Origin of the sequence: Streptomyces varsoviensis (assembly GCF_000718635.1) — a bacterium.
Classification (GTDB): Bacteria; Actinomycetota; Actinomycetes; order Streptomycetales; family Streptomycetaceae; genus Streptomyces; species Streptomyces varsoviensis.
Genome location: NZ_JOBF01000010.1, coordinates 93,877 through 106,748, shown reverse-complemented (window position 1 = coordinate 106,748; position 12,872 = coordinate 93,877). Strand labels below are relative to the sequence as shown.

The window sequence follows — 12,872 nt, the reverse complement described above, 5'->3', positions numbered from 1 at the left end:
CGGCAGAGACGAAAATCGACATAGAGGGGCGCACGGGGGTGGATCAGGCGCTTTCGGGGGCACCAATGTGGGGAGGTTCGGGTGCGAGAGAATGGCGGCATGGATATGCCGAGGAGTGAACGGTCGCAGGAGAGCCCGCAGGTCCTGGTGGTAGGCCCGGACGGGATGGCTCTCGGCAGCGCCAACCCCGGCGGCGGGGAGGGTGACGACGAGTCGCGCGAGGTCCCGGTGACGGAAATGGTGGAACAGCCCGCGAAGGTCATGCGCATCGGCAGCATGATCAAGCAGCTTTTGGAGGAGGTACGGGCGGCGCCTCTGGACGAGGCCAGCCGGGCCCGGCTCAAGGACATTCACGCCAGCTCGGTCAAGGAGCTGGAGGACGGGCTCGCGCCCGAGCTGGTGGAGGAGCTGGAGCGGCTCTCGCTGCCCTTCACCGATGACTCGATCCCCACCGAGGCCGAGCTGCGCATCGCCCAGGCCCAGCTCGTCGGCTGGCTGGAGGGCCTTTTCCACGGCATCCAGACCGCGCTGTTCGCCCAGCAGATGGCGGCGCGCGCCCAGTTGGAGCAGATGCGCCGCGCGCTGCCGCCCGGCGTGAGCCTCGGCGAGGAGGAGGAGACGGGCATCCAGCACGGCGGCGGCGCCCGCTCCGGCCCGTACCTTTAATCAGCCCAGCTCAGCTCAGCTCAGCCCAGAACAAGCTCGACAGCGGCGAATCATCGATCCTGCGCCCGCCTGTGCTGTCCGGCCCACCGGACGCCACACGCGGGCGCAGCCGCGTTCGCGCCGCTTCCACCGCTCGCGCGCCGTCGCCCGCCCCGCTGCGGGCCGCCTTCGCCCTCGCGAGGCCCCGGTCCCGGTCCCGGTCCCGGCCCCGGTCCCGGCACCGGGCTCAGTTGCCGCTGGGGCGCTTGCCCGTGGAGACCGTGAGGACGAACAGGTCGCTGGGCGACTTCGGGTCGAACGGGTCGCCGTTGGCGGGGGTCTGGCTCATCACCGTGCCCTTGCCCCAGGTGCTCTCGTCCGTGTACTCGACGCGGTAGCGCCAGCCCGCGGCGGTGAGGCAGTCCTTCGCCGAGTTGATGTAGACGAACTTCAGGTCGGGCGCGGCCTTCTTCGTCTTGTCGTTGAAGTAGTCGTACGCGTTCGTGCACTTCTCTTTGCTGATGGTCTTGGTCTGGTCGCCCTGCTTGACCGTGTCGGCCCCGTCCGGCCCCGCGTCGGAGGCCGCGCCGGGCCCTCCCCCGCCGTCCGCCCCCTGCCCCTGACCTTGTCCCTGGCCTTGCCCCTGACCCTGGCCCTGCCCGTTCGCGGACGCTCCGGAGTTGTCCGTACCGGTGCCGCCGCCGCTCTGCTGCCGGCCGCCGTTGCCGCCCCCGCCTCCGCCGCTGTTGGTGTCGCTGCTCTCGGCCTGGTCGCTCTTGCCGCCGTCGTTCTTGTTCACCGCCATCGCGATGAACACGCCGCCCACGGCCAGCGCCGCGACCACGGCCACCGCGACGATGAGCCCCTTGCCGCCGCCGCGCCGCCCGCCGCTCGCCGGGGCCGGCGCGGGCACGGGCGGCCGCGGGTCGATCGGGTACGGGGGCGGGGTGGACGGCCCGGGGTAGCCGTACCCCTGCTGGGGATGCGGCTGGTGCTGCGGCGCGAGCGGCTGCTGCAGATGCGGCGGCGTGGGCCCGTACCCGCCCCCGAACTGCGGATGCGGGTGGGGCTGGGGCTGAGGGAACTGAGAGTGCGGGTGAGGAGACTGCGGCTGCGGGGACTGGTACGGCGTGCGCACGTCCTGGGGCGGCGGGGGCGCGCCGTCGACCGGCGGGAACACCGCCGAGCCCACGCCCGCCCCGCTGCGCCCCGGCGGGCCGCCCGAGACGATCAGCGGGGCGCCGCCGGTCCGCGCCGCGCCGGCCACCCGGTCGCATTCGTCGCGCATCGCCTCCGCGCTGGGGAAACGTTCGTTCGGGTTCTTCCGCAGGGCGCGCGCGACCAGTGCGTCCACCGCCGGGGGGACGGACCGGTTGACGGCGGACGGCGCCGACGCCTCCTCCTGTACGTGCGCGTACGCGATGGCCAGCGGCGATTCCGCGTCGAAGGGGAGCCGGCCGGTCAGCAGCTCGAAGAGCATGATGCCGACCGAGTAGAGGTCGGAGCGGGCGTCGACGCCGCGCCCCAGCGCCTGCTCGGGGGAGAGGTACTGCGGGGTGCCGACGACCATGCCGGTCTGGGTCATGGAGGTGACGCCGGACTGCATGGCCCGCGCGATGCCGAAGTCCATGACCTTGACGACGCCGCGCTTGCTGATCATCACATTGCCGGGCTTGATGTCCCGGTGCACGAGGCCGACTTCGTGGCTGACCTCCAGCGCGGCGAGCACATCCGCTGTGATCTTGAGCGCCTTTTCGGTGGGCATCGCGCCGTACTGCCGGACGTCGGCGTCGAGCACGGAGCGTAGCGGCCGGCCCTCGACGTACTCCATGACGATGTACGGCATGGTCGATCCGTCCAACTCGTCCTCGCCCGTGTCGAAGACCGAGACGATGTTGGTGTGCGTGAGCTTGGCCACCGACTGGGCCTCGCGGCGGAACCGTTCGCGGAAGGACGCCTCGCGCCCCAGCTCGGTGTGGAGGGTCTTGATCGCCACGTCCCGGTCCAGCACCGTGTCGTGCGCCAGGTGCACGGAGGCCATGCCGCCCTCGCCGAGCAGATCGCGCAGCTCGTAGCGGCCGCCGGCGATCGCCCGGCCGGTATAGCGGCCCCGTGCGCCGTCCTGGCTCATTGTCGACTTCCCCCTCGGCGCACGTGCCTGATCTACTGGACCTCTGTATCGCGGCCAAGTCTGCCCCAGGCCACCGACACGTCAAGCCACGTGCCCGTTCCGTGACCGGATGTGCGGGAAGCCGCCACGGGATTTGCCTCGCCGGGGCCGCGACAGGTTGGATGACCCGTCCATCAGGGATCGGCGGGTGGCGCGAAGCCTGTAGCGTGCCTTAACGAAAGACCGTACCGCCCCCCACGCGAGCGGGCAGATACTGACGGCGAGGACTGATGGCACAGACGCAGAACGCCCAGGAGCCGTCCGACCCGGACGCCACCGGGGCGGGCATGCCTGATTCGCCGGAGATGTGGGGCAACGGCGGGCTCGTAGGCGACGGCCGCTACCGGCTGACCGGCCGCCTCGGCCGCGGCGGCATGGCGGAGGTGTTCGCCGCGGAGGACGTGCGCCTCGGCCGTACGGTCGCGGTCAAGCTGCTCCGCGCCGACCTCGCCGAGGACCCCGTCTCCAAGGCCCGCTTCACCCGCGAGGCCCAGTCCGTCGCGGGACTGAACCACCACGCCGTCGTCGCCGTCTACGACTCCGGCGAGGACACGGTCACCACCCCCGGCGGCTACGGCGCCGGCGGCCCCAACGTGGTGCCGTACATCGTGATGGAGCTGGTCGAGGGCCGCACCATCCGCGAACTGCTGCTCAACGCGGAGGCCCCGCCGCCCGAGCAGGCGCTGATCATCGTCTCCGGCGTGCTGGAGGCCCTGGCCTACAGCCACCAGCACGGCATCGTGCACCGCGACATCAAGCCCGCCAACGTGATCATCACCAACAGCGGCGCGGTCAAGGTCATGGACTTCGGCATCGCCCGCGCCCTGCACGGCGCGGCGTCCACCATGACCCAGACCGGCATGGTCATGGGCACGCCGCAGTACCTCTCCCCGGAGCAGGCGCTCGGCAAGACCGTCGACGCCCGCTCCGACCTCTACGCCACCGGCTGCCTGCTCTACGAACTCCTCGCGCTGCGCCCGCCCTTCACCGGCGAGACGCCGCTGTCGGTGGTCTACCAGCATGTGCAGGACACCCCGGTGCCGCCGTCGCAGGTCTCCGGGGACGTGCCGCCGGAGCTCGACGGGCTCGTCATGCGCTCCCTCGCCAAGGACCCGGACGACCGGTTCCAGAGCGCCGAGGAGATGCGCGGGCTGGTCCAGTACGCGCTCCAGATGCTGAACGAGACCGGCGGCCACACCGGCACCTGGGACACCGGCCCGGTCGCCCACATGGCCTCCGGTACGCCCGCCATGGGCATCGCGGCCACCACGGCCATGGCGCACCCCCGGCACGGCGACACCTCCCAGCAGCGCATCCTGCCGCCCGGCATGGGGGGCGGCGGCGGTGACGACGGCGGCTTCGACGGGCGCTCCGGGCCGCCGCCCAAGGGCAACCGGAGCAAGATCTGGCTGGTGGCGGCCCTCGCGGTGATCGCCATCACGGTCGGCGTGGTCATCGCGATCCAAAGCGTCGACGGCGGCGAGGGCAAGAAGCCGAAGCAGACCCCGTCCCCGACCGTCACGCAGTCGCCGAGCGACAAGCCCTCCGAGACGCCCTCGGACGAGGAGTCGCAGACGTACGGGGACACCGACCCCACCGGCGGCGAGTCGGACGGCCGGAGCGAGGGCAGCGGCGGGTACCCGACGTACCACTCCACGAACCGGCCCACGCACCAGGCGACCACGCCGCCGCCGAAGAACACCCCGACGCACTCCACGGGCAACCCCACGACGCCCCCGCCCACCTCCGGCGGCGGCGACAAGCCGACGGGCGGCCCGACCGGCGGCCACCAGTCACCGCCCCCGGGCGGCGGCAACCCGGACCCCGGCAAGACCGGCGGCAGCGGCGGGGACGGCTCAGGAAGCGACGACGACTGACGCCACGGGCCGGTCCGTTCCGGGCCGTCCATGCCGGTCCATCCCGTTCCATTCCGTTCCATTCCGGTCTATTTCATGCCGGTCCGTACGAGGAGCCGGGGGCAGCGCTGAGCGGCGCGGCCCCCGGCTCTTTCGCGCCCGCCTCATCGCGCGGCCTCGCGGTAGCCGCCCCGCGCCGCCGCTCAGTCGCAGAACGCCCCGCGTACGGCCGCGTATTCGCGGGTCCACCACACCGACAGGGCCGACGACGCGGGGAAGCCCGGGTCGGCGCGGCGGTCGTCGAGCTGGTAGTGCCAGCGCAGCATCCAGAAGTCGTTGAGCCGCTCCCACCACACCCGGTGTGCCGCGGCGGCGAGTTCGGCGCTGTCCGCGCCGGTCGCGGCCCGGTACGCGCGCGCGTACGCGCGTACCTTCACGAGATCCAGGGTGCCCCCGGGGCGTACGAAGAAGATGGCCGCGGCGCGCACCGCCTCCTCGGCGCGGGGCTGGACGCCGAGCCGGTCCCAGTCGACGATCGCGGCCGGTTCGCCGCCCCGGTAAAGGAGGTTGAGGGGGTGGAAGTCGCCGTGCACCCAGCCCCGGGCGGGCGTGGCGGACGGCGCGGGGCGCCGGTGGGCGTGGCGCGCCAGGAGGCGGCGCCGCTCGACGAGCCGGTGTTCGGCCAGCTCCCCGAAGACATCGCGCGGATGGCTGCGTACGAGCGCCAGCAGCTCCTCGATGAGGGCGAAGGTGTCCTCGGCCCGGGCGGCGGTCTCCTGGGCGGCCTGGGCGGCTTGGACGGCTTGGGGGGCCTTCGCGGGCGGGTCCCACGGGGCCGGTGGGGCGCTACCGGCGGAATCGGGGCGTGACGGCCCCTCAGCGCCCCTCTGCGGCCCCGGCATGACCTCTTCGAGGCAGGTGTGCACCCGGCCGAGCAGCGCGCCCAGGCGGCCCGACTGCGGCTCCGAGAGGTCGGACCCGTCGCGGTGCCGGCCCTCGACCCAGGGGTGCAGCGCGTAGCAGCGGCCGCCGACGACGGCGACGGTGCGGCCGTCGCGGTCGGCGACGGGCGGGGCGACCGGCAGGCCGAGCGCGCGCAGCCGTAGCGTGGCGTGGTGCTGGCGCGCGATGGCGGCGCGGTCAACGGAGCCGTCGGCACCGTCGGTGCCATCGGCGCGCTCGGTGCCGTCCGAGCGGTCGGCGCTGTCGGCCCCGAGGTGGTGCTTGAGGAAGTACCGGCCGTGCGTGGTGGCCAGGTGGTAGCCGCGGTTCAGCAGGCCCTGCGTCAGGGGCTCGCAGGTCAGGGCCTCGCCCACGCGCTCGTAGCGGCGCAGCAGGGCGCGCAGGGTGGTGCTGTCGGGCCCGTCGGGGGCGCCCCGGCCCCGCGCGGATTCGCCTCTTCCGCCAGCGGAATCGCTTCTGCGGGGAGCTGAACCGTTCTTTCCGCTCGTTCCGCGAGCGGAACTGCTCTTTCCCGGTGCGGAATCGCTTCCGCGGCTCGGGGCGGGAACGTGGCCGGAGGCGGGAGCGTGGCCGGAGGGCCGGGCGGGGGCATGGGGAAGGGCCCCGGCGGGGGCGACAAGTGAGCGTGGCACCTGCCAGATGTTAGATCACGCTGAGTGCACGGGTCGTCGCGCTGGGACGTCTCCGAGGTGGTGAACGGTGATGAACTGCGGTTCGACGCACAGGTATGTGGGGTCGAAGGGCGCCCCGTCGGCGGTGCGCGGGGCCGCTCCGAAGAGCTCCAGCTCGCGGGTGCCGGGGGTGAACCTCTTGGCGGTGCCCACGAATTGCACGGTCCAGACCTGGGCGTCGCCGTCGCCGATGTTGTCCGCGCCGTACGCGACGACGCTGCCGTCGCACGCCTGCGCGTACCCGAAGCCGCCGTGCAGCCGCAGCATGACGTGTCCGCCCACCACGATGTGGCGGGCGACGGTGACGAACGGCAGGGCGCGCATGCTCACCGAGACCCGGCCGTAGGGGGTGCGGCCGAGGAGGTCGATCGCTCGATATTCGTGGGTGGGCATAGGCACTACTCTGCCCGCCTTGGTACGGGCCAAGTAGGGACACCCGCCCTTTTGGTCAGGGACGTTGGTCCCGATTGCGGCGTAGTGGGGCGGTTTGGGGCGCGTGCCGCGGGGCGCGCCGCAGATCAGTAATTCCGAGCGTCGTTCAGCGTTGTTCAACGTCTCCCAGCCTTCTCGGCCTTCTCGGTCCGCTCAACCTTCGCGGCGTTGCTCACCGCTGCTCACCGCTCCTCAGCGCTTCTCGGCCTGGAGCCGGGCCACGTACGCGGCGGCCTGCGAGCGCCGCTCCATGCCGAGCTTCGAGAGCAGGCTGGAGACGTAGTTCTTGATGGTCTTCTCGGCGAGGTGCAGCCGCTCGCCGATGGCCCGGTTGGTCATGCCCTCGCCGATCAGGTCGAGGATCTTGCGCTCCTGCTCGGTCAGGCCCGCGAGGCGGTCGTCGCCCTTGGGGGCGTTGCCGTCCCGCAGCCGCTCCAGGACGCGGGCGGTGGCGACGGGGTCGAGCAGGGATTTCCCGGCCGCGACGTCTCGCACGGCGGACAGCAGTTCATTGCCGCGGATCGCCTTGAGAACATAGCCGGAGGCGCCTGCCATGATCGCGTCGAAAAGGGCCTCGTCGTCGGCGAAGGAGGTCAGCATCAGGCATTTGATGTCCTCGTTCTGCGAGCGGATCTCGCGGCACACCTCGACGCCGCTGCCGTCCGGCAGCCGCACGTCGAGCACCGCGACATCGGGCCGGGTGGCCGGAATGCGCACCAGCGCGTCGGCCGCCGTGCCGGCCTCGCCGACCACCTCGATGTCCTCCTCGACGGAGAGCATCTCGTGGACTCCGCGCCGGACGACTTCATGGTCATCGAGTAGAAATACAGTGATTTTTCTAGGTTCGCGCACGAAGTCAGTCTCACACACGAAGTCTTCCCCTGCTCTTGTTACTCGGGATAACGTGCCGTCGTTCCGGCCGCCTGCAAGGCTGTGACCAGTGGCGTTTCCCCGCTTTCCCGATTTACTTGGAAATCCAAGCAAAATCGCAGGTCAGATGGGGTTTCGCAGAGTTGTGACGCACTGGGTAACGTGCCTGTTGCAGGCCATTCGCCGGGGCGCCTGTCACGCCCGGTTCCGGCCTCGGCACACCCACCCTGTGTGCCGTCGGACACCGAGCGAGCCTCTCCCGCCTCACGGTGGGAGGGACCCCCTCTGGCCGCCGGCGACCCCGGGGGCCGGACAGACGGAGGAGCACACGTGACCGCGGAAAGCACGGCGCGCACACCGCGCCGCAGCAGCAAGCGCACCAGCGCGAAGAAGTCCGCCGACAGCACGAAGACCGCGACGGCCGCGAAGAGCGCCACGGCCGCGAAGACCGCGAAGACGGCGGCGGCGCGGGCCGACGGGCCCGAACTGGTGCAACTGCTCACGCCGGAAGGCGAACGGGTCGAGCACCCGGACTACTCCATCGACCTCACCCCCGAAGAGCTGCGGGGTCTGTACCGCGACATGGTGCTCACCCGGCGCTTCGACGCGGAGGCCACCACGCTCCAGCGCCAGGGCGAACTGGGCCTGTGGGCCTCGCTGCTCGGCCAGGAGGCCGCCCAGATCGGCTCCGGCCGGGCGACCAACCCCGACGACTACGTCTTCCCGACCTACCGGGAGCACGGCGTCGCCTGGTGCCGCGGGGTCGACCCGACCAACCTGCTCGGCATGTTCCGCGGGGTCAACCACGGCGGCTGGGACCCGAACGAGAACAACTTCCACCTCTACACCATCGTCATCGGCTCGCAGACCCTGCACGCCACCGGCTACGCGATGGGCGTGGCCAAGGACGGCGCCGACTCGGCCGTCATCGCCTACTTCGGCGACGGCGCGTCCAGCCAGGGCGACGTGGCGGAGTCCTTCACCTTCGCCGCCGTCTACAACGCCCCCGTCGTGTTCTTCTGCCAGAACAACCAGTGGGCGATCTCCGAGCCCACCGAGAAGCAGACCCGCGTGCCGCTCTACCAGCGCGCGCAGGGCTTCGGCTTCCCCGGCGTGCGCGTCGACGGCAACGACGTCCTCGCCTGTCTCGCCGTCACCAAGGCCGCCCTGGAGCGCGCCCGTACGGGGCAGGGCCCGATGCTCGTCGAGGCGTTCACGTACCGCATGGGCGCCCACACCACCTCCGACGACCCGACCAAGTACCGGCGGGACGAGGAGCGCGAGCTGTGGGAGGCCAAGGACCCGATCCAGCGGCTGCGCACCTACCTGGAGAAGACCGGCGCCGCGGACGACGCGTTCTTCACCGCGCTGGAGACCGAGAGCGACGCCCTCGCCAAGCGGGTGCGCGACGCCGTACGGAACATGCCCAACCCCGACAACATGGCGATCTTCGAGCACATCTACGCCGACGGGCACGGCCTCGTCGACGAGGAGCGCGCCCAGTTCGCCGCCTACCAGGCGTCGTTCGCCGAGGAGGGCAACTGACATGGCCGCCGAGAAGCTCTCGATCTCCAAGGCGATCAACGCCTCGCTGCGCACCGCGCTGGAGAACGACCCCAAGGTCCTGATCATGGGAGAGGACGTCGGCAAGCTCGGCGGCGTCTTCCGCGTCACCGACGGCCTCTACAAGGACTTCGGCGAGGATCGGGTCATCGACACCCCGCTCGCCGAGTCCGGCATCGTCGGCACCGCGATCGGCCTCGCGCTGCGCGGCTACCGCCCCGTCGTGGAGATCCAGTTCGACGGGTTCGTCTTCCCCGCGTACGACCAGATCGTCACCCAGCTCGCCAAGATGCACGCCCGCGCGCTCGGCAAGATCAAGCTGCCGGTCGTCGTCCGCATCCCCTACGGCGGCGCGATCGGCGCCGTCGAGCACCACAGCGAGTCCCCCGAGGCGCTCTTCGCGCACGTCGCGGGCCTCAAGTGCGTATCGCCGTCGAACGCCTCCGACGCCTACTGGATGCTCCAGCAGGCCATACAGAGCGATGACCCGGTCATCTTCTTCGAGCCCAAGCGGCGCTACCACGACAAGTCGGAGCTGGACCGCTCCGCCGTACCGGCCGCGCTGCACGCCGCCCGTACGGCCCGCGCCGGCACCGATCTGACGCTGGCCGCCTACGGCCCGATGGTCAAGACCTGCCTGGAGGCCGCCGCGGCCGCCGAGGAGGAGGGCAAGTCGATCGAGGTCCTCGACCTGCGGTCCATGTCGCCCATCGACTTCGACGCCATCCAGGCGTCGGTCGAGAAGACCGGCCGGCTGGTCGTCGTCCACGAGGCGCCCGTCTTCCTGGGCACCGGCTCCGAGATCGCCGCGCGGATCACCGAGCGGTGCTTCTACCACCTGGAGGCCCCCGTCCTGCGCGTCGGCGGGTACCACGCGCCGTACCCGCCGTCGCGGCTGGAGGACGAGTACCTTCCGGGACTGGACCGGGTACTGGACGCCGTCGACCGCGCGTTGGCGTACTGAAGGGCTTGAGGGGAGCACGGAACGATGACTGCGAGCACAGCGAACGACCAGCGTTTTCGCGAGTTCAAGATGCCGGACGTGGGCGAAGGGCTCACCGAGGCCGAGATCCTCAAGTGGTACGTGGCCGCCGGGGACACCGTCTCCGACGGGCAGGTGGTCTGCGAGGTGGAGACCGCCAAGGCCGCCGTCGAACTGCCCATCCCCTTTGACGGAGCCGTGCACGAGCTGCGCTTCGACGAGGGCGCCACGGTGGACGTGGGCACCCCCATCATCGTGGTGGACACCCGGCCGGGGGCGGGCCCGGCGGAGCCGGCGCCGACGGTGCCGGACCAGCAGACGTACTACCCGCCGAAGGACCGGCCCGCCGCGGCGGAGGGCGAGGCCGCGGGCGAGGGGCGGCAGGCCATGCTCGTCGGCTACGGCGCCGCGCCGTCCTCCACCAAGCGCCGGGCCCGCAAGCCCCAGCCGGGGGCTTCTGCTTCCTCGGCTCATTCGGCCCCTTCGGCCCCGGCCCAGCCGGAGCTGAACGGGCACGGCGCGGCGCCCGCCCCGGAGGCCCCCGCCGCTCCTGCCGCGGGCACGGCGAAGGCGCTGGCCAAGCCGCCGGTCCGCAAGCTCGCCAAGGACCTCGGCATCGACCTGGCCTCGGTCACCGCGACCGGCCCGGACGGCACCGTCACCCGCGAGGACGTGCACGCCGCCGCCGCGCCCGCGCCGGTGGAGCCCCAGGCCGCCCCTGAGATCGCCCCGGAGACAGGCCCCCGCCCGGTGGACACCGCCGCGCGCGAGGTCCGCGTCCCCATCAAGGGCGTACGGAAGGCCACCGCCCAGGCGATGGTCGCGAGCGCCTTCACCGCGCCGCACGTCACGGAGTTCGTCACCGTGGACGTGACCCGCACGATGAAGCTCGTACAGGAGCTCAAGTCGGACCCGGACATGGCCGGGCTCCGCGTGAACCCCCTGCTCCTCGTCGCCAAGGCGTTCCTCGTCGCGATCCGGCGCCACCCGGAGGTCAACGCGGCCTGGGACGAGGCGAACCAGGAGATCGTGCGCAAGGAGTACGTGAACCTGGGCATCGCCGCCGCCACGCCGCGCGGCCTGATCGTCCCGAACATCAAGGACGCGGGGGCCAAGACCCTCCCGGAGCTGTCCGCCGCCCTCGGCGACCTGGTCGCCACGGCCCGCGAGGGGAAGACCAGCCCGGCGGACATGGCCGGCGGCACGGTCACGATCACCAACGTCGGCGTCTTCGGCGTCGACACCGGCACGCCCATCCTCAACCCGGGCGAGTCCGCGATCCTGGCGTTCGGCACGGTCAAGCTCCAGCCCTGGGTGCACAAGGGCAAGGTCAAGCCCCGCCAGGTCACCACCCTGGCGCTCTCCTTCGACCACCGGCTGGTCGACGGCGAGCTGGGCTCGAAGGTCCTCGCCGACGTGGCGGCGGTCCTGGAGCACCCGAAGCGGCTGATCACCTGGGGCTAGGGCGAGGTGTAGTGCCGCGTGGCCCGACCGGGACGTCCCGGCGGGCCGGTGACGCCCCGGATACATGCCGCGGGGGCCGGTCGCGCGTCGTGCGCGACCGGCCCCCGCGGGTGTTCGGACAGACCCCCGCGACTGTCCGAAGTCGAACCTCCCCGCGGACCCCGAGCCCGGGGCCGGGAAGAGAGGGCCCGGACGGCCCACTCCTCACCCCCCTCCAGCGAGGAGAGAGCACCGCGTCCGGGACCCTTGTCAGGCGTGAGCGGCCTGGGGGACCCACCGGGGGAGGGGTGGTGGTATCGCCCGTGCTGGGGAATTTACCTACGATTGACCGACACTTGCAGTGTCGGATCTGGAGGACCTTTGACCGAGGCAGCGGACGGCGAATCCATCAGCCGCCTCCTCCGCGCCTGGCGCGCCCGGGTGGACGCCCGGCAGGTTCGCGAGCTGCGCGGCGTGCAGCCCCGGCCCGGCCGCCGCCTCTCGCAGGCCCACGTCGCCCGGCTGACCGGCGTCAGCGAGGGCTGGTACCGCGCGCTGGAGGCCGGCCGCCGCCAGGACTTCTCGGAGGCCTTCCTGCTGCGGGTCGCCCGCGCGCTCCGCCTGAGCGAGGCGGAGACCCTCACCCTCTTCCTCGGCGTCTGCGGCCGTCGCCCGCCGGAGGAGTCGCCCCGGGACCCGCGCCACCTGCCCGAGGGCGTCAAGGCGCTCCTGGACCAGCAGGTCACCTACCCCGCGTACCTCTCGGACATCGCCTGGAACGTGGTCGCGGTCAACGGCCTGATGGCCGAGTGGTTCCCCTGGTCCGTACGGCCCGGCGCCAACCTCATCCGCTGGGCCCTGCTCTCCCCGGAGGCGCGGGAGCAGATGCTGGACTGGGAGGAGAGCTGCGCCCGTACGTACCTGGCCATGCTGCGCGTCGCCGCCAACAGCAACCCGGACAACGCCGAGCTGCGCGCCCTGGTCCGGGAGGTGCTGGACGCCGACGCGGAGTGCCGCCGCATCTGGGCGCGGGACAGCGAGGTGGTGGAGCACCGGGACGGGCATGTCTTCCGGCTGCGCCTGCCGTACCACGGCGGCCGGGAGATCCGGGTGATCAGCCACGTGCTGCTGCCGATACAACGCACGGACCTGCGGTTCGTGTTCATCACGCCGCTGCTGGACGGCGACGAGGCGGCGGCGTAGCGGGAGTCCGGGAGTCGTAACGGGAGCCCGGGAGGCGTAGCGGGCCCCTGGAGCCGTAACGGGGGCCGGCGGGC

At 72.0% G+C, this 12,872-nt stretch carries 10 protein-coding genes; 6 read left to right on the top strand and 4 right to left on the bottom strand.

Going from position 1 to position 12,872, the window contains the following annotated elements:
* Positions 1 to 99: 99 nt before the first annotated feature.
* Entirely contained in the window at positions 100 to 666 is a 567-nt protein-coding gene (locus tag IF55_RS15930; RefSeq protein WP_030887197.1) for a bacterial proteasome activator family protein, read from the top strand.
* A gap of 226 nt (positions 667 to 892) precedes the next feature.
* On the opposite strand, the gene IF55_RS15925 is transcribed toward IF55_RS15930, so the two are convergent.
* Entirely contained in the window at positions 893 to 2,776 is a 1,884-nt protein-coding gene (locus tag IF55_RS15925) for a protein kinase domain-containing protein (protein WP_030887194.1), read from the bottom strand.
* Positions 2,777 to 3,045: 269 nt separating this feature from the next.
* On the opposite strand from IF55_RS15925, the gene IF55_RS15920 reads away from it, so the two are divergent.
* Positions 3,046 to 4,692 carry a protein kinase domain-containing protein gene (locus IF55_RS15920; protein ID WP_037966203.1) on the top strand — a complete coding sequence of 549 codons (1,647 nt, stop codon included), beginning with the start codon at positions 3,046 to 3,048 and terminating at the stop codon, positions 4,690 to 4,692.
* Positions 4,693 to 4,874: 182 nt separating this feature from the next.
* Here IF55_RS15920 and IF55_RS15915 read toward each other — a convergent pair whose 3' ends face one another.
* The 3 genes from IF55_RS15915 to IF55_RS15905 all read right to left on the bottom strand — a co-directional run bounded on the left by IF55_RS15915 (position 4,875) and on the right by IF55_RS15905 (position 7,589).
* Positions 4,875 to 6,017 (bottom strand): phosphotransferase, encoded by a 1,143-nt coding sequence (locus tag IF55_RS15915; RefSeq protein ID WP_048832047.1) that lies wholly within the window; start codon positions 6,015 to 6,017, stop codon positions 4,875 to 4,877.
* Positions 6,018 to 6,281: 264 nt separating this feature from the next.
* Entirely contained in the window at positions 6,282 to 6,698 is a 417-nt protein-coding gene (locus IF55_RS15910; protein WP_030887187.1) for a pyridoxamine 5'-phosphate oxidase family protein, read from the bottom strand.
* Positions 6,699 to 6,929: 231 nt separating this feature from the next.
* Positions 6,930 to 7,589 carry a response regulator gene (locus IF55_RS15905; RefSeq protein ID WP_030887184.1) on the bottom strand — a complete coding sequence of 220 codons (660 nt, stop codon included), beginning with the start codon at positions 7,587 to 7,589 and terminating at the stop codon, positions 6,930 to 6,932.
* 348 nt (positions 7,590 to 7,937) lie between these two features.
* Between IF55_RS15905 and pdhA the strand changes: the two genes are divergently transcribed.
* The 4 genes from pdhA to IF55_RS15885 all read left to right on the top strand — a co-directional run bounded on the left by pdhA (position 7,938) and on the right by IF55_RS15885 (position 12,798).
* Positions 7,938 to 9,152, top strand: coding sequence for a pyruvate dehydrogenase (acetyl-transferring) E1 component subunit alpha (pdhA, locus tag IF55_RS15900; RefSeq protein WP_030887181.1), 1,215 nt, complete (start codon positions 7,938 to 7,940; stop codon positions 9,150 to 9,152).
* Position 9,153: 1 nt separating this feature from the next.
* On the top strand, positions 9,154 to 10,134 hold the full coding sequence (locus IF55_RS15895; protein WP_030887177.1) for an alpha-ketoacid dehydrogenase subunit beta: 981 nt from the start codon (positions 9,154 to 9,156) through the stop codon (positions 10,132 to 10,134).
* Between the two features lie 24 nt (positions 10,135 to 10,158).
* Positions 10,159 to 11,616: a dihydrolipoamide acetyltransferase family protein gene (locus tag IF55_RS15890; RefSeq protein ID WP_030887175.1), complete on the top strand. Its 1,458-nt coding sequence runs from the start codon at positions 10,159 to 10,161 to the stop codon at positions 11,614 to 11,616.
* 360 nt (positions 11,617 to 11,976) lie between these two features.
* Positions 11,977 to 12,798: a helix-turn-helix transcriptional regulator gene (locus tag IF55_RS15885; protein WP_169767218.1), complete on the top strand. Its 822-nt coding sequence runs from the start codon at positions 11,977 to 11,979 to the stop codon at positions 12,796 to 12,798.
* Positions 12,799 to 12,872: the final 74 nt, after the last annotated feature.